The organism is Fundidesulfovibrio sp. YSD1, from assembly GCF_055397115.1.
Genome location: NZ_AP043666.1, coordinates 258372 through 275624 on the forward strand (window position 1 = coordinate 258372; position 17253 = coordinate 275624).

At 68.3% G+C, this 17253-nt stretch carries 13 protein-coding genes; 8 read left to right on the plus strand and 5 right to left on the minus strand.

Annotated elements, in window-relative coordinates:
- Positions 1 to 4: 4 nt before the first annotated feature.
- The 4 genes from ligA to uvrB are packed head-to-tail and all read right to left on the minus strand — an operon-like array spanning position 5 to position 5874.
- A complete protein-coding gene (gene ligA, locus ACZ5V4_RS01280; protein ID WP_464316371.1) occupies positions 5 to 2068 on the minus strand; it encodes an NAD-dependent DNA ligase LigA in 2064 nt (687 codons plus the stop codon).
- Complete coding sequence (locus tag ACZ5V4_RS01285; RefSeq protein WP_464316372.1) at positions 2068 to 2724, minus strand: DUF3431 domain-containing protein; 657 nt, start codon at positions 2722 to 2724, stop codon at positions 2068 to 2070. The genes ligA and ACZ5V4_RS01285 overlap by 1 nt, the downstream gene beginning before the upstream one ends.
- Positions 2721 to 3776 (minus strand): potassium channel family protein, encoded by a 1056-nt coding sequence (locus tag ACZ5V4_RS01290; RefSeq protein WP_464316373.1) that lies wholly within the window; start codon positions 3774 to 3776, stop codon positions 2721 to 2723. Before ACZ5V4_RS01290 ends, ACZ5V4_RS01285 begins: the two co-directional genes overlap by 4 nt.
- 34 nt (positions 3777 to 3810) lie before the next feature.
- The gene (gene uvrB, locus ACZ5V4_RS01295) at positions 3811 to 5874 is read right to left on the minus strand and encodes an excinuclease ABC subunit UvrB (RefSeq protein WP_464316374.1); all 2064 of its coding nucleotides are present in this window, start codon (positions 5872 to 5874) and stop codon (positions 3811 to 3813) included.
- Between the two features lie 51 nt (positions 5875 to 5925).
- Between uvrB and ACZ5V4_RS01300 the strand changes: the two genes are divergently transcribed.
- A complete protein-coding gene (locus ACZ5V4_RS01300; protein WP_464316375.1) occupies positions 5926 to 6414 on the plus strand; it encodes a hypothetical protein in 489 nt (162 codons plus the stop codon).
- 168 nt (positions 6415 to 6582) lie between these two features.
- Entirely contained in the window at positions 6583 to 7164 is a 582-nt protein-coding gene (locus ACZ5V4_RS01305) for an LOG family protein (RefSeq protein WP_464316376.1), read from the plus strand.
- Positions 7165 to 7422: 258 nt separating this feature from the next.
- Here ACZ5V4_RS01305 and ACZ5V4_RS01310 read toward each other — a convergent pair whose 3' ends face one another.
- Entirely contained in the window at positions 7423 to 8685 is a 1263-nt protein-coding gene (locus ACZ5V4_RS01310) for an MFS transporter (RefSeq protein ID WP_464316377.1), read from the minus strand.
- Between the two features lie 157 nt (positions 8686 to 8842).
- On the opposite strand from ACZ5V4_RS01310, the gene hisD reads away from it, so the two are divergent.
- The 6 genes from hisD to ACZ5V4_RS01340 all read left to right on the plus strand — a co-directional run bounded on the left by hisD (position 8843) and on the right by ACZ5V4_RS01340 (position 17236).
- Positions 8843 to 10147, plus strand: a complete 1305-nt coding sequence (gene hisD / locus ACZ5V4_RS01315) for a histidinol dehydrogenase (RefSeq protein ID WP_464316378.1) — start codon at positions 8843 to 8845, stop codon at positions 10145 to 10147.
- Between the two features lie 18 nt (positions 10148 to 10165).
- Positions 10166 to 11062, plus strand: a complete 897-nt coding sequence (locus ACZ5V4_RS01320; protein WP_464316379.1) for a phosphoribosylaminoimidazolesuccinocarboxamide synthase — start codon at positions 10166 to 10168, stop codon at positions 11060 to 11062.
- 232 nt (positions 11063 to 11294) lie between these two features.
- Positions 11295 to 13352: an acyl-CoA dehydrogenase family protein gene (locus tag ACZ5V4_RS01325; RefSeq protein ID WP_464316380.1), complete on the plus strand. Its 2058-nt coding sequence runs from the start codon at positions 11295 to 11297 to the stop codon at positions 13350 to 13352.
- A 140-nt stretch (positions 13353 to 13492) separates the two neighbouring features.
- Positions 13493 to 15346, plus strand: a complete 1854-nt coding sequence (locus ACZ5V4_RS01330) for a 4Fe-4S ferredoxin (protein WP_464316381.1) — start codon at positions 13493 to 13495, stop codon at positions 15344 to 15346.
- A gap of 10 nt (positions 15347 to 15356) precedes the next feature.
- On the plus strand, positions 15357 to 16163 hold the full coding sequence (locus ACZ5V4_RS01335; protein ID WP_464316382.1) for an electron transfer flavoprotein subunit beta/FixA family protein: 807 nt from the start codon (positions 15357 to 15359) through the stop codon (positions 16161 to 16163).
- Positions 16164 to 16213: 50 nt separating this feature from the next.
- Positions 16214 to 17236, plus strand: coding sequence for an electron transfer flavoprotein subunit alpha/FixB family protein (locus ACZ5V4_RS01340; RefSeq protein ID WP_464316383.1), 1023 nt, complete (start codon positions 16214 to 16216; stop codon positions 17234 to 17236).
- Positions 17237 to 17253 lie beyond the last annotated feature (17 nt).

Sequence of the window (17253 nt, forward strand, 5' to 3'; positions counted from 1 at the left end):
GGGATCAGATGGTTTCGCCTTCGAGAAGGCGCTCGAATTGCTCTTGAGTCAGTACCTGTACACCAAGTGCGCGGGCTTTATCCAGCTTGGACCCGGGGTCCTGCCCGACCACGAGGTAGTCGAGCTTCTTGGACACAGACCCGGCCACCACCGCGCCCAGGGCCTCCGCCTTGGCCTCGGCCTCACTCCTGGTCATGCCGGAAAGCGAGCCCGTGAAGAGGAAGCGCTTGCCGGCCAGGGGGCCGGGCTCGCCCTCCCGCTCCTGTTCGCCGGGCTTCACGGGCCAGAGGCCCAAGCGCTGGAAGCGCTCCAGGAGCTCCATGTTGGCCGGGTTGTCGAAGAAGGCGCGCACGGACGCGGCCACCTCGGGGCCGATGTCCGGCAGGGCCGTGAGGTCCTCAAGGGAGGCGCGGCTCAGCTCGTCCAGGTCCGCGAAGCGCGCCGCCAGGGTGCGCGCGGTCTGCGCGCCCACGTGGCGGATGCCCAGCGCCCCGATGAGCTTGAAAAGCGGCGTCTCGCGCCGGGCCTTGTCGATGGAGGCGACGAAGTTGGAGGCCAGCTTCTCGCCCATGCGCTCGAGCGGGAGAAGCTGTTCCGCCGTGACCTCGAAGAGGTCCGCCGGGGACTTCACCATGCCCTTTTCCACCAGGATCTCCACCCAGCGCTTGCCCACGCCCTCCACGTCCAGGCCGGACTTGGACACGAAGAACACGATGGCCTGCTTGAGCACGGCCGGGCAGGAGAGGTTCAGGCAGCGCCAGGCGGCCTCGCCCTCCATGCGCTCGGCGGGCTGGCGGCAGGAAGGGCAGATGCGCGGGAACTCGAACTCCCTGGAGCCCTGCGGGCGTTTCTCCAGCACCGGGCGGACCACCTCGGGGATCACGTCGCCCGCGCGCTGCACCACCACGGTGTCGCCCTCGCGCAGGTCCTTGGCCTTGATCTCGTCCTCGTTGTGCAGCGTGGCCCGGGACACCGTGACCCCGGCGAGCTGCACCGGCTCGAGCACGGCCACAGGGGTGAGCACGCCCGTGCGGCCCACCTGGACGTCGATGCGCTCAAGGACCGTTTCGGCCTGCCTGGGCGCGAACTTCCAGGCCACGGCCCAGCGCGGGAAGCGCGCGGTGAAGCCCGCCTCGCGCTGCAGGTCCAGGCGGTTCAGCTTGACCACCATGCCGTCGATCTCGAAGGGCAGCTTGTCGCGGTCGCGCTCGAGCTTTGCGTAGAGCGCCTCCACCCCGGCCGCGTCCACGAGCTTGCCCTCCCTGGCCACGCTGAAGCCCAGGCGCGAAAGCCCCTCCATGGCAGCGTGCTGCGTGGGCCACGGGTCGCCAAGCGGCCAGCGCGTGACGCCAAGGCCGTAGGCGAAGAATTTGAGCGGGCGCGAGGCCGTGACGCGCGAATCGAGCTGGCGCACGCTCCCGGCGGCGGCGTTGCGGGGGTTGGCGAACACCTTGCCCCCGGCCTCGTCCTGGGCCTCGTTCAGGGCGTGGAACTCGGCCTTGGTCATCACCACCTCGCCGCGCACCTCGAGGATGTCCGGCACGGGCAGCCCGGCCTTGGCCGCGTGCGCGCGCAGGTCCAGGGGGAGGTTGCGCACCGTGCGCAGGTTCACGGTGACGTCCTCGCCCTTCTGGCCGTCGCCGCGCGTGAGCGCCGAGACGAAGACGCCGTTCTCGTAGATCACCTCCAGGGCCAGGCCGTCGAACTTGGGGTCGGCCCAGAAGGCGAAGTCCTTGGCGTCGATGTCCGGCAGCACGCGGGCCAGGCGCTCCAGGAACGCGTGCCACTCCTCGACGGCGAGCACGTTGTCCAGGCTGTACATGGGCAGGCGGTGGTCCTTGGAGGCGAAAGCCTTGGCCACGGTGCCGCCCACGCGCTTCGTGGGCGAGTTGGGGTCGTCCAGCTCGGGGTGGGCCTCTTCCAGGGCCTTGAGCTCGCGGTAGAGCGCGTCGTACTCGGCGTCGGAGAGCACGGGCGCGTCGAGCACGTAATAGAGGTGGTCGTGATGCCGGATCTGCTCGCGCAACTGGCGCGCGCGTCCGGCCGGGTCTGTGGTGGGTGCGGTCATCACCGTATCTCTTGGTTGATGGGGGTGTTGGCGTTGAAGATCACCTGCCAGAGCCTTTCGAAGGCGTGGCCGGTGTTGTGCTCGTCCTCGGGATCGGCCTCCACCAGTTTCAAGCAACGCTCATAGAAACGCAAGGGGCGGGCCAATATCCTCTCCTTGCTCACGAAAAGCATCCCGGCCGGGGCCGTCACAAGAAACGTCTCCGGCACTTCCCCGGCGAAGAGCTTGGCGTAGACCTCCCCCACCGGGATGTCCTTGCCCCAGCCCTTCCAGCGCCCGCGCTTCTCCTGCTCGCCCAGGGAATGCGGGCGGCCCAGCCGGTCGCACTTGAGCTTGAACCAGGCGAAACCCGTGAACTTGACGCCCATGCGCACGTTGGCCTCGATGCGCTCCCGCAGCCGGGCCGCGTCCGCGCCCTCGCCCATGTGCCCGAAGGGGCCGCCCTGCAGGAAGGCCGTGTAGTCCGCCAGATCCCGGTAGCGCCTGACGATGTGCGTGAGGTACGTGTGCGTCTCGCGCCCCACGTTGGGCAGGGCCAGGGGCCCCGGCGCGCCGGACTTGTCGTAGACCACGCAGGGCAGGCCCAGCCCCTCCGTCCAGGAGACGTCCTCCCTGTAGCGGGCGACAACCACCTCGACGCTTGCGCGCCGCGTCACGCAAGCTCCGCCTGCATGGAATTGAGGCTCACCTTGCTGCCCACCAGGATGAGCGTGTCGCCGGGCTCCAGCACGGCCTGGGGCTGGGGGTTGAACATCAGCTTGCCGTCGGTCTTCTTGATGCCGATGACGATGACGTTGTAGCGCTGGCGCAACTGCGAGGAGATGAGGTCCTTGCCCGCCACGGGCGAGCCCTGGGAGATGGTCAGCTCCTCCATCTGGAGGTCCTCGATGTCGCCGCGCATGGCCAGGTCCATGAACCCGAGCACCGTGGGCCGCAGCACGGACTGGGCCATGCGCATGCCGCCGTAGAGGTGCGGGAAGAGCACCTGGTTGGCCCCGGCGCGCGTGAGGCGCTGGGAGTGGTCCGGCGAGTCGGAACGGGCCACGATGTAGATCTCCGGGTTCATCTGACGCGCGGTGAGCGTGACGTAGACGTTGGCCGACTCGTCCGTGAGCGCCGAGACCAGGGCCTTGGCGTGCTGGAGCCCGGCGGCCAGGAGCACCTCGTCCTTGGTGGCGTCGCCCGCCACGAAGGGCACGTCCTTCTGCTCCAGCTCCTCGATGAGCGTGTGCGAGCGCTCCACCACCACCACGTCGTGACCCTCGGCCACTATCTCGCGCGCCACGATGGCCCCGATGCGCCCGTAGCCGCAGATGATGGTGTGGCCCCTCATTCTCTCGATGGTCTTGCGCATCCAGCGCCTCCCGAACATGTTTTGCAGGTGGCCCTCGATCATGAGCTGCACGATGGCGCCGGCGAGGTAGAAGAAGGTGCCCACCCCGAAAAGCAGGATGAGCGAGGTGACGATGCGCCCGTCGCGCGTGAGGGGATGGACCTCGCCGTAACCCACCGTGGTCAGCGAGATGATCACCATGTACAGGCTGTCGAACAGGTCCCAGCCTTCCACGATCATGTAGGCGGCCGTGCCGCTGACGAAGATCACGAACACGGCGGCCAGGCCCGCGAGCACAGGCCAGAGCACGCCGAACCTGCGCCTGAGCGTGTGCACCGCGCCCAACCTGCGCCTGAAGCGCCTCCTGGAGATCATGCGGGCATGGCCGCGCGGCCAAGGTGCGTTGCGCTCATTTCCCTTCCTCCCCGCCGTGTTTCAGGCGCAGGGCCGTGATGGCGTCGCGCAGTTCGGCGGCGCGCTCGAAGGCCAGGTCCTTGGCCGCGGCGCGCATGTCCTTTTCCATCTGCTTCAAGAGCTTGGCGGCCTTTGCCGGGTCGCTGGCGCGCTCCATGACCTCGTCCACGAAGCTGGCCTTCACGGCCCCGGCCGCCTTTTCCGCCTTGGCCTGGGAGTAAATGGCCTCCAGGACGTTGTCCATCTCCTTGGCGATGGTCCTGGGCGTGATCCCGTGCTCCAGGTTGTGGGCGTGCTGCCTGGCCCTGCGGCGCGCGGTCTCGTCCATGGCGTCCTTCATGGAGCGGGTCACGGCGTCGGCGTACATGATCACGCGCCCGCCCACGTTGCGCGCGGCGCGGCCGAAGGTCTGGATGAGCGAGCGCGTGCTGCGCAGGAATCCTTCCTTGTCCGCGTCCAGGATGGCCACCAGGGACACCTCGGGCAGGTCGAGCCCTTCGCGCAGCAGGTTGATGCCCACCAGCACGTCGAACTCGCCCGCGCGCAGGGCCTGGAGGATGGCCACGCGCTCCAGGGTGTCGATGTCCGAGTGCAGGTAGCGCGCCCTGACCCCGAAATTGTTGAAGTAATCCGTGAGCTCCTCGGCCATGCGCTTGGTCAGGGTGGTCACCAGCACGCGCTCGTTCTTGGCGATGCGCTTCTTGCACTCCGAGAGCAGATCGTCCACCTGGCCCTTGGTGGGCCTCACCTCCACTTCGGGGTCGAGAAGCCCAGTGGGCCTTATTATCTGCTCCACCACCAGCCCCTGGGCGCGCTCGAGCTCCCACGGGCCGGGCGTGGCCGAGACGAACACGGCCTGGCCGATGCGCTCCAGGAATTCGGCGAAGTTGAGCGGTCGGTTGTCCAGGGCCGAGGGCAGGCGGAAGCCGTAGTCCACCAAGGTGGACTTGCGCGAGCGGTCGCCGTTGTACATGCCGCCTATCTGGGGCACGGTGATGTGCGACTCGTCGACGAACAATATGAAATCCTTCGGGAAATAATCGATCAGCGTGGCCGGAGGCTGCCCGGCCGTCCTGCCGTCCAGGTGGCGCGAATAGTTCTCGATGCCGTTGCAGTAGCCCAGCTCCTCGATCATTTCCAGGTCGTAGAGGGTGCGCTGCTCCAGGCGCTGGGCCTCCACGAGCATGTTGTTGGCCTTGTAGTAGATCAGCCGCTCGCGCAATTCGTCGCGGATGTCGCCCATGGCCCGGGTGAGGTTGTCGCGGTCCGACACGTAGTGCGAGTTGGGGAAGATCACGGTCTTCTTGAGCTTGGAGAGCACCTCGCCCGTGAGGGGGTCGGTCTCGAACATGGCCTCGATCTCGTCGCCGAAGAACTCCACGCGAAGCGCGCGCTCCCGGCTGTAGGCCGGGATGACCTCGAGCACGTCGCCGCGCACGCGGAACACGCCCCGGTGGAAGTCCACGTCGTTGCGCTCGTACTGCACCTCCACCAGCCGCTCGATCACGCTCTCCATGGAGAGGCGCTGGCCCTCCTCCAGGGGGATGACCATCTTGGCGTAGTATTCGGGCGAGCCCAGGCCGTAGATGCAGCTCACCGAGGCCACGATGACCACGTCGCGCCGGGTCAGCAGCGCGTGGGTGGCGGCGTGGCGCAGCTTGTCGATGTCCTCGTTGATGGAGGAGTCCTTTTCGATATATGTGTCGGTGCGCGGCAGGTAGGCTTCGGGCTGGTAGTAGTCGTAGTAGCTGACGAAGTACTCCACGGCGTTTTCCGGGAACAGCCCCTTGAATTCGTTGTAGAGTTGCGCAGCGAGGGTCTTGTTGGGGGCCATGACCAGGGCCGGGCGGTTGCTGCGCGCGATCACCTGGGCCATGGCGAAGGTCTTGCCCGTGCCCGTGGCCCCGAGCAGAATCTGGTCGCGCACGCCGGAGGCGAGGTTGGCCGTCAATTCCTCGATGGCCTGGGGCTGGTCGCCCTGGGGGGAGAATGTGCTGGAAAGCACAAACCCCGATTGACTTTTGTCCTGATTTCTCAAATCTTCCCCTCTCGGCGTCATATTTCGGAATTCTACGGCCTTGCAGGCCATAAAACAAGCTCGGAGGCCACCATGCTCATCGATATCGTCCCTCCCCTGGAAAAGCTGCCCACGGACCGGGCCTGGTCCATCACCGTCGTGATCAAGAGCTTCAAGGGACGCAAGGACGTGGAGGTCCACCTCTTCCGCCCCTGCTGGGACATGCTGGAGGAGGAGTCCTACGACTGGGACGTGATCCTGGGCGACCCCATCCACCCGGACATGGACGCGGACATCGCCTCCGGCCGCAAGCTGGTGATGGAGTCCTTCACGCCCGAGGAACGCGACATGGTGATCAATTACTTCAAGGAGCGCTACGCCGGGAAGCTCGAATCCATCTCCTCCTGCCCCATCGACTTCCCCATTCCCTTGGGTATCCCGGCCCTGTGCTCGCTGACCGAAGGCAAGGACGTCGGGTTCGTTCTCTTCGACAAGATCCCCGGCTATCCCCTGCCCTTCGTGATCAGGGGGTTCTTCGACCTGAGCCAGCACTCGCCCATCGTGGAGGCGGAGCAGGCCTAGCGCCCGCCGCTGGCGGCCGGGCCAACGAACAAAAGTCAAACTCGCGCACGCGCGCGGGTTTGACTTTTTTGCGCCCGTCCCCGCCCAGGCGTCTTGGACAGGCCGGGAAAACCTGCTATTTTCGACCGTACAACCGGTCCACGGGCAATGCCCAAGGAGAGAACGAACATGAAAAGCGTCTGCGTCTTTCTGGGGTCCAACCCGGGCGCGTCCCCGGCGTATGCCGAGGCCGCAGTGGCGCTGGGCGGGCTTCTGGCCGCCCGGGGCGTCACGCTGGTCTACGGCGGGGCGAGAAACGGCCTGATGGGCATCCTGGCCAAGGCCGTGAAGGACGCGGGCGGCAGGGTGGCGGGGGTGTTGCCGGGGTTCCTCAAGGCCAAGGAGCTGGCCTTCGAGGGGCTGGACGAGATGCACGAGGTGGAATCCATGCACGAGAGGAAGGCCAAGATGGCCGAACTCTCGGAGGGCTTCATCGCCATGCCCGGGGGGCTCGGCACCCTGGAGGAGATCTTCGAGGTGGCCACCTGGGGGCAGCTCGGGCTGCACGCCAAGCCGGTGGGATTTTTCGACGTGGCCGGGTATTACGAGAGGCTGGCCGGATTCCTGGACCACATGGTGGCCCAGGGGTTTCTCAAGCCGCCGCACAGGAACAACCTGCTGCGTTCGGACGATGCGGCGGAGCTGCTCGACCTGATGATGGCCTTCAAGCCCGCCGTGCTGGGCAAGTGGTACGGGCTGGAGAAGAGCTAGGATTCGACCCTCGCCCGAGCGCCCGCCCAGGCCGCGAGCCCCGCTCGCCGTGGGCTAGGACCGATTTGAAGACGATCCGTCGCCCTCGGCGCGGCGGCCTCCCGGCCCGGACGGCCTCCCGGCCCGGACGGGCACCCGGGCATGGACGCGCGGCCGGGGATCGGGAGAGACGATCCTCTGATTCGTGGCCGGTGAGAGAATGCGAAGCAAAAAGCAGGGTCCAGGGGGAGGCTTCTCCCCCTGGCCGCCGGAGGCATCTTATCTCTTCTTCATGAATAAAATCGGAATCATCCCGGCAACCACCACCGCAGCGATGTAGAGAAACGCCTCGGTGTAGTGCCCGGTGTGCGTCTTCACCCAGCCCATCAGGTACGGCCCGGCGAATCCGCCCACGTTGCCCAGCGAATTGATCAGCGCGATGCCCGCAGCGGCGGCAGTGCCGGTCAGGTACCCCGTGGCCAGGCCCCAGAACGGCCCCAGCACGCTCCAGATGCCGACGGCCGCCAGGCTCGCCCCGGCGAGGATGCCTGGCAGGCTGGTGCTCGCGGCCAGCACGATCATCCCGGCCAGGCACATGCCCATGGAGCCCACGGCGTGCCAGCGCCGCTCGCCCAGGCGGTCGGAGCTCGCGCCCACCGCCACCATGCCCACGGCGGCGCAGAAGTAGGCGACCATCACGTAGAAGCCCACGGAGAGCGTGCCCGCCCCGGTCACCCCGGCCACTATCTGCGGCAGCCACATCACCAGCCCGTACATGGCCAGCACCGAGCAGAAGTAGACGAACCCCAGGAGCCAGACACGCGGGCTCGCGAGCCCCTGGCGCAGGCTCGATGCGTGCAGCGAGGCCACCTGGGCGCTCTCGGAGGCGAGCGCGGTTTCCAGCGCCTCGCGCTCGTCCGGGGTGAGCCAGCGCGCGTGGCGCGGCCCGTCGGGCAGCACGAAGAGCACGGCCACGCCCAGGAGCACGGCGGGCAGGCCTTCCAGCAGGAAGAGCCACTGCCATCCGGCGTGGCCCACGGCCCCGTGCAGCTGCATGATCCAGCCCGAGATGGGGCTTCCCACCAGCCCGGCCACGGCTGTTGCGGTCATGAACAGGGCCACTGCCCGGGCGCGCCTGGCCAGCGGGAACCAGTAAGTAAGGTAGAGGATGATCCCGGGGAAGAACCCGGCCTCGGCCGCGCCCAGGAGGAAGCGCAGGGCCGCGAAGGACATGGGCCCCTGGGCGTAGGCCAGGGCCATGGTGGCCAGGCCCCAGCTGACCATGATCCGCGCGATCCAGCGGCGCGGGCCCACCTTTTCGAGCACGAGGTTGCTTGGTATCTCGAAAATGATGTAGCCGAGGAAGAAGATGCCGGCCCCCAACCCGTAGGCGGTCTGGGAGAGTCCCAGGTCCTGGTTCATGCCCAGGGCCGCGAAGCTCACGTTGATGCGGTCCAGGTAGGCCACGATGTAGAGCACGAAGAGAAGCGGCAGGAGCCGCCAGGACGTCTTGGAGAGGGCGCGTTCGAGTGTCTGGTCCATGTCCGCCGGTCTCGGGCCGTTGCGGCCCGTGAGGAATGTGTGCGCGAAAACGCGCCGCCTTCCGGCGCGCCGGGCGGGCTTGTAGCATTGTTCCCGGCACTCGACAAATACGGTGTCATCGTCTATCAAGCCGCCAACGACGCCCCCCGGAGCATTCATGCCCTGCCCTCAGCTCACATACCAGCGTCCCGAGGATATCGCCCCACTGCTCGAAAAACTCAAAGGCCGGGAGAACCCCGACCAGGCGGTGGAGTCGCGCGTGCGCGAGATCCTGGCCCGGGTGGCCCGGGAGGGCGACGAGGCCCTGGCCGACTACACCCGCCGCTTCGACTGCCCCTCGTTCGAGGCCTCCATGTTGCGCGTGCCTCGGGAGGACTTCGACCGCGCGCTCCGGGAGGTGGACGAATCCGACCTGGCCATCATCGAGGAGGCGGCCGAGAACATCCGCCGCTTCCACGAGAACCAGAAGGAAAAGTCCTGGATGACCACCGCCGAGGACGGCACCGTGCTCGGCCAGATCGTCAGGCCCGTGGACTCCGTGGGCCTCTACGTCCCGGGCGGACAGGGCGGCGAGACGCCGCTCATCTCCTCGCTGCTCATGAACGCCATCCCGGCCCAGGTGGCCGGGGTTACGCGCATCGCGGCCGTCTCGCCCCCGCGCAAGGACGGCACGCTCAATCCTTACATACTGGCCGCCGCGGCGGTGCTGGGCCTGGACGAGATCTACCGCGTGGGCAGCGCCTGGGCCATCGCGGCCCTGGCCCTGGGCACGCGCACCATCGCCCCGGCCGACGTGCTGGCCGGCCCGGGCAACATCTACGTGACCACGGCCAAGAGGCTCCTGGTGGGCCAGGTGGGCATCGACATGATCGCGGGGCCGTCAGAGATCGTCATCCTGGCCGACGAGTCCGCCCCCGCGGCCTGGCTGGCCGCCGACATGCTCTCCCAGGCCGAGCACGACCCGCTGGCCGCCTCCATCCTGGTCACGGTCAGCCCTGAACAGGCCCAGGCCGTGGAAAAGGAGCTGGAACGCCAGCTCGCGGTGCTGCCCCGCAACGAGATCGCCCGCAAATCCCTGGCCGACTGGGGGGCAATCGTCACCGTGCCCGGCATCGAGGAAGGCCTGGACGTGGTCAACAAGCTGGCCCCGGAGCACCTGGAGCTGGCCGTGGCCGACGGCTGGGGCATTCTCGGCAGGGTACGCCACGCCGGGGCCATTTTCCTGGGCTGCGGCTGCCCCGAGCCCGTGGGCGACTACTTCGCCGGCCCCAACCACGTGCTGCCCACCATGGGCAACGCCCGCTTCTCCTCGGCTCTTTCAGTGGAGACCTTCACCAAGAAGTCGAGCCTCATCGCCGCGCCGCCCTCGTACGCGCGCAGGCACGGGGCCAAGATCGCGCGCCTGGCGCGGCTGGAGGGCCTGGAGGCCCACGCCCGCTCGGTCGAGTGCCGCAACGAATAATTCCCGGAGACCACACCCATGCAAGTGATCACCACCACGGACATCAAAGAGTACCCGCTCCTCTCTCGCGGCAAGGTGCGCGACATCTACCAGGTGTCGGACGAGCAGTTGCTCATCGTCACCACGGACCGCATCTCGGCCTTCGACGTGGTCCTGCCCGACCCCATCCCCTTCAAGGGCGTGATCCTGAACAAGATCACCATCTTCTGGATGCGCATGTTCGAGGGTCTGGTGAAGAACCACCTGCTGGCCGTGGACCCGGCCGACTTCCCCGCGCCGCTGAAGAAGCACGCGGACATGCTCGAGGGCCGCGCCGTGCTGGTGAAGAAGGCCAAGCCCCTGCCCATCGAGTGCATCGTGCGCGGCTACATCACGGGCTCGGGCTGGAAGGACTACAAGGCCACGGGCATGGTCTGCGGACACGCCCTGCCCGCCGGGCTCAGGGAGTCCGAGAAGCTCGAGAAGCCCCTGTTCACGCCCTCCACCAAGGCCGAGCTGGGCCAGCACGACGAGAACATCACCCTGGACCAGGCCCGCGCCCTGACCGGGGAGGACCTCTTCGCCAAGGCCCAGGACACCGCCCTGGCCATCTACTCCCAGGCGCGCGACTACGCCTCGGGCCGGGGCATCCTGATCGCGGACACCAAGTTCGAGTTCGGCGTCACGGCCGAGGGCCTGACCCTCATCGACGAGGTGCTCACCCCCGACTCCTCGCGCTTCTGGCCAGCGGCCGGATACGCCCCGGGAGGCGGCCAGCCCAGCTTCGACAAGCAGTACCTGCGCGACTGGCTGGAATCCGTGGGCTTCAACAAGAAGCCGCCCGCGCCGCACATGCCCGCCGAGGTGGCCGAGCGGACCCGCGACAAATACCTGGAGGCCTACCGCGCCCTGACCGGCGAGGCCCTGGCCTTCTAACGGCCGCGCGAAGCGGACTGCTGTTCGTTTCACGCCCAATCTGCTGAAATAATTGCCACCCTCGAAAAATCGCTCCTGCGTTCTTCGAGGGTGGGCTGAAGACCCGGCCGTGTCCGGAGGCCTTTGGAAACGCCCGTTGGATTGACGCGGGCGGGCTCATGTCGTAACGAGACTAAGTTTTTCAAGCCGTCCCCGGCCGGATTTCTCAACATTCAAGGTGATAGGAACACGCATGGAGACCCTTCGCACCCTTCCTGGCGACGACGTTCGCCAGATCATGTGGCGCTTCGCCGACCGCTACGATGTCCAGATGGTCGTCCAATCCGCCCGCTCCCTCGCCCGTTCCCTGGTGGCCCGCCTGGTTGCCGAGGGCGCGCGCAACACCCACGAATGGACCGATCACAAGGCCCAGCTCCTGGAAGCCTTTGACTCCTCCGGCCTGACCGCGCTCTTCATGGACCCCCACCAGGGCGGCTTCATCGAGGGCCCCAAGAACCTGGCCCTGGCCCTGGTCGCCTTCGAGCTGGCCTGGGTGGACGCCGGCGCGGCCACCTGCTCCCTGGCCACCAACCTGGCCCTGGCCCCCATTCACGAGCGCGGCACCCCCGAGCAGCGCGACTACTACATGAGCAGCTGCGTGCCCCCCCAGCCCGGCGAGGACCGCCAGGTCATGCGCGGCGCGTTCGCCCTCACCGAGCCCCTGCCCTACGTGGGCGTGGAGACCAACACCCTGGTTGGCAAGCTGCGCGTGGCCGAGTGGGAGGAAGGCAAGGAGCCCATCCTCCAGGTGGACAAGCGCGGCCGCTTCATCACCGGCATGGACTTCGCCAACTTCGCCACCTGCGCCGTGGACACCGGTGACCCGCGCATCAAGACCTCCTGCATCGTCATCGTCGAGGACACCGACGAGGGCGTCTTCGACCGGGGCGCGCCCACGCTCAAGATGGTGCACCAGCTTTCCTCCACGCGCGACCCCGTGTTCAACGTGAAGGTGCCCGCGAGCCGCATCGTGGGCGGCTACACCGTGAAGGACGGCGTGATCGTGCCCAACTACACCCACGCCGAGATCATCGGCGCGGTGTTCCACCGCACCCGCGTGCCCGTGGCCCTCATGACCACGGCCAAGCTGCTCTCCGCCGTGGAGCCGGTGATCCGCTACCAGCGCCAGCGCTACCGCGGCGGCGACGCCCAGCCCGGCACGCCCAAGTACGACCTGGGCATCCAGCAGAAGCAGGACGCCGTGCTGCGCCTGGCCGAGATCTGGGCCATGGGCGAGGCCGGAGCCTCCCTTGGCTTCGCCACCGCCCGCCTGTTCGACCAGCTGGACCCCTCCGAAAAACAGAAGGACCGCATCTTCGCCGAGCAGGGCATCACCGGGCCCAAGTCGCAGCTTTCCGCCCTGCGCAAGATCGAGAAGCTGGCCCTGGAGTACATCGCGCTCGAGTCCAAGCCCGAGTCCGAGCGCGACGCCGCCCGCTTCGCCGAGCTCCAGGCCGACCCGCTGGTGAGCTACACGCTGCTGGAATCCCTGGCCAACATCCTCTGCCCGGCCTGCAAGCTCTGGAACACCGGCCAGGGCGCCACCGTGATGCGCGAGTCCCTGGCGCTCATGGGCGGCTACGGCATCACCGAGGACTGCCCGGGCTTCCTCTTCCACAAGTGGACGGACGCCCAGCTCGAAGCCACCTACGAAGGCCCCGAGGCCGTGCAGCGCCGCCACCTGTCCATCACCATGACCAACGAGGTCTTCCTGGCCAGGCTGCGCATCTGGATCGAGGAGTTCGCCGCCCTCGGCAAGGACCGTCCGGAGACCGGCGCGGCCATCTCGGCCAAGACCCTGGGAATGTGGCTGTGGACGCTCGAATTCCTGCACCGCGCCAAGGACCCCTCGGGCGCGCGCCTGTACCACAACCGCCGCCAGAACGTGACCTTCCCCATGGCCGACGCCCTGTGCTGGGCCGTGGCCACCCGCTGCCAGATCGACGACGTGCTGGAGCTCGAGGCCAAGGGCCCCGAGAACCCCATCGTGGCCGAGGGCCTGGAAGGCACCGTGGGCTTCTTCGCCGACCTGGCCGTGCTCCAGGCCGCCAGGGCCGCCGGTGAGTGCGCGCGCATCTGCGCCAGCATGGTCTACGGCTTCGGCCCGCAGGACGAGGCCGAACTCGCGGCCTTCTCCAAGCTGCGCGCGGACCTGGACAGGACCCTCACCGGGACCGCCCTGGCCAAGGACCGCGCCGGCGCGGCCCTGACCCAGGTGATGATCCCCGAGGCCCTGGACTACCCGCTGTAGGAACATCTTGACCCGGCGGCCGGGCGTGGCGGCACCGCCCGCCCGGCCGCCGGGGTTTCGCTTTCCGCATCCCCTCAAGACGCCCGGAACCGGGCCGGGATCCGGCCCGAGCCCGGGCCAGCACGCCACAAGGGAGGAATATGTCCGACATCGAACGCCAGAGCATGGACGTGGACATCGTCTGCGTGGGCTTCGGCCCCGCCATGGGCGGTTTCCTCACCACGCTGACCAAGGGCCTCGTGGACCACGACGGCGCTCCCGTGGTCGAAAGCGCGGTGATGCCCGGCACGGCGCCCCAGGTGATCTGTTACGAGCGCGCGGACGACATCGGCGCGGGCGTCTCGGGCGTGGTCACCAGGGCCAGGGGCATCCGCGAATCCTACCCCGATTTCGAGCCCGCCATGTTCCCCATGTGCGCCGAGGTCACGGGCGAGAAGGTGGCCTACCTGCTGGACCCGCACGGGGCCAGCCGCCGCCAGGACCTGCTCGATTTCGGCGACGACGTGCTTGGGGCCCTCGGGGGCCTGCTCAAGGTGCGCGACCACGCCTATGAGTTGCCCTACATCCCGCCCTTCCTGCAGAAGGAGCCCGGGCTGGTCTTCTCCATCGGCCAGTTCAACCAGTGGGTGGGCTCGCAGGTCATGGGCGGCGGCGTGGCGCAGATCTGGCCCGGCATGCCCGTCTCCAAGGTGATCATCGAGGACGGCAAGGTCAGGGGCGTACGCCTGGCGGACCAGGGCGTGACCAAGTCCGGCGAGCCGGACGCGGGCTTCATGCCCGGCATGGACATCAAGGCCGCCCTCACGGTCATCGGCGACGGCCCCGTGGGCCCCGTGGGACGCGACCTGGACGACGCCATGGGCATGCCCCACGGCCATCACCGCCGCGACTGGGCTCTCGGCATGAAGATGGTCATCGACCTGCCCGAGGGCTGCACCCTGCCCGAGGGCTTCGTGCTGCACACCTTCGGCTACCCCGAGCCCGACATCTTCGGCTTCCTCTACGTGCTGCCCGAACGCGTGGCCGCGGCGGGCATCTTCGTGCCCTCCTGGCTCGACATCCCGGTGCGCACCGGCTACCGCTACCTCCAGCACTGGCTCACCCACCCCTACCTCTGGAAGCACCTGAAGGGCGGGCGGATGCGCTCCTGGGGAGCCAAGTCGCTCCTGGAGGCCGGGCGCAGGGGCGAGCCCTGGCTGGCTGGCGACGGGTACGCGCGCATCGGCGAGGGTTCCGGCACCACCAACGTGCTCACCGGCTCTGGCGTGGACGAGGCCTGGACCTCGGGCGTGCTTTTGGCCGAAGGCGTGCTGGAACTGATGAAGGCGGGCAAGCCCTTCAGCCGCGCCAACCTGAAGGACGCCTACGTGGCCAGGCGCAGGGCGTCGCGCCTGGAGGAAGAGGCCAGGATCGCCGAGAAGTCGCGCGACGGCTTCGGCAAGGGCTTCATCCAGGGGCTCCTGGGCATGGCCATGGCCGGGTTCTCCGGCGGAAAGTACAACTGGCCCGGCGACCACAGGCCCCCGCACGAGCGCGTGCCCTCCCTGGAGGACGCCTACTACCCCCAGATTCCGGCCGAGGAGCTCGAGGCCATGCGCCGCGAGTGCCAGGCTAAGGGCGAGCCCCTGCACGAGGCCGTGATGGACCGCGTGGGCTGGCCCAAGATAGAGTACGACGGGCAGCTCCTGGTGTCGCATCAGGACGCGCTGCTCATCGGCGGCAAGGTCCAGGCCCCCTTCGGCTACGCGGACCACGTGGTCTTCGCCGACCCGGACGCCTGCCGCCGCTGCAACGAGAAGATCTGCATCGACATGTGTTCCGGCCAGGCCATCGCCACCAACCCGGACGACGGCGTGCCGCTGTTCGACCGCGAGAAGTGCGTGCACTGCGGGGCGTGCCTCTGGAACTGCTCGAAGCCCCATCCCAAGGACCCGGAAAAGACCAACATCGAGTTCCGGTCCGGGGCCGGTGGGCTGCATTCCGCTGAAAATTAAAGGAGAAACCATGAGCGCAGGCTTTCATATCGTCGTCTGCGGCGGCATCGTGCCCGATCCGCTCCAGACTCTGGAACCCGTCAAGGGTCCCGCCGGCTGGGGACTGAAGAACGAGCTGATGCTCCCCGCCATCCTGGACCCCTGGGCCTCCCACGCCCTGTTCGAGGCCGCCGACCTGGCCAAGAAGGCCCCCGGCAGCAAGGTCTGGCTGGTGAGCATGGGCCCCAAGGCCAAGCTCCAGCAGGTGATGATGACCATCGCCCAGAAGGTGCCCTTCGAGCTGGTGGTGCTGGACGGCCCGGCCGGAGGCTTCGTGGAGGCCGACGCCGTGGGCTCGGCCCTGGCCGAGGCCATCTCGGCCATCCCCGGGCTCGACAAGTCCCGCCTGCTGGTGTTCGGCGGCTGGCAGTCCGCCTCGCGCGGGGCCGGCGCCACCATGCAGATCGTGGGCGAGAAGCTGGGCGTCTTCGAGCAGTTCCAGGGCGTGGACAAGCTCGAGGTGCGCGCCGACGGCTCCATGCGCGTGCTCGAGCGCGTGGAGGGCGGCAGCTACCAGGAGTCCGTGCTCGCGGCCGCCCCGGCCGTGTTCGGCTGGGCCACGGGCGAGCTGCCCGAGCCGCCCAACAACCCCCAGGTGGGCATGCAGAACATGCGCCTGGTGATGCCCGCGCTCCAGAAGGCCAAGCCCGTGAAGATCGAGGGCGGGGCCGAGTACGCCGGGGTGCAGATCCCCAGCCAGAAGCGCGAGACCCGCATCGTCAAGGACACCCCGGCCGAGACCATCGCCAAGGAAATCGTCGACTGGCTGAGCGCCTAGCGGCGCGCACTGGCCATCCGGCCCTCGCGGCCGGATAACCGGAGGAAGATATGGACAAGATTCTCTTCGTCGCCCACACCGAATGCGACGGTTCCCTGGGCAAGGCCTCCCTGGAGGCCCTGGCCGCCGCCAAGGCCCTGGCCGGGCAGCTGGGCGCCCCCTTCTGCGTGGGCATCGTCGGCGCCGACGTTCAGGCCGCGGCCGACTCCGTGGCCGGATGCGGCGCGGAAGCCTTCTACGGCGTTGCCGGACCCGAATTCTCCCAGCCCCGCTACGCCACGGACTGCGCGGCGCTGACCGCCCTGCGCGAAGCCTCGGGCGCTGGCATCGTCATCGGCGCGGCCACCCCGCGCCTGAGCCGCGTGCTGCCCGGAGCCGCCGCCCGCGCGGGCGGACGCTCCGACACCGGCGTCACCGCGCTCACCGTGGCCGACGGCAAGCCCGTGGTCACCCGCTGGTACTACCGCCAGCGCATGTTCGCGGAGCTTACCCGCCAGGAGCGCCCCTGGTTCGTGAGCGTCGCCCCGGGCTGCTTCGCCGCGCCCGAGGGGTGCGCGGGCTCCGCCCAGGTCACGGCCGTGGCCGCAGCCCTGCCCGAGCCGGTGCGCACCGAGGTCACGGGCATGATCTGCCCCTCCGCCGAGGAGCAGACCATCCGCCCCGACGCCGCCCTGCTCTTCGTTGCGGGCGCGGGCTGGACCAAGAAGCAGGCCGACGGCGCGACCCACATGGAGGACGCCGAGAAGCTGATCCTGGGCTTCTTGAACAAGGCCCAGGCGTCGCTGGGCACGTCCAAGTCCCTGGTGGACCTCTCCGGCGAGGGCCAGCAGGTGATGTCGTTCCTCACGCACATGCACCAGGTGGGGCAGACCGGCTCCACCCCGCGCCACGCCAAGGGCCTGGCCACGTGCTGCCACGGCGAGGAGCCGCACACCGTTGGCTGGCGCTTCATCGGCGAGCGCCGCGCCGTGAACCTGGACCCCAACTGCGGCTGGGCCCAGGGCAAGGCGGACGTGCTTTACGTGGCCGACGCCTTCGAGGTGATGCGCAAGGTCATCGAGATGATGCCCTAGCGGCGGCTTGCCAAGAA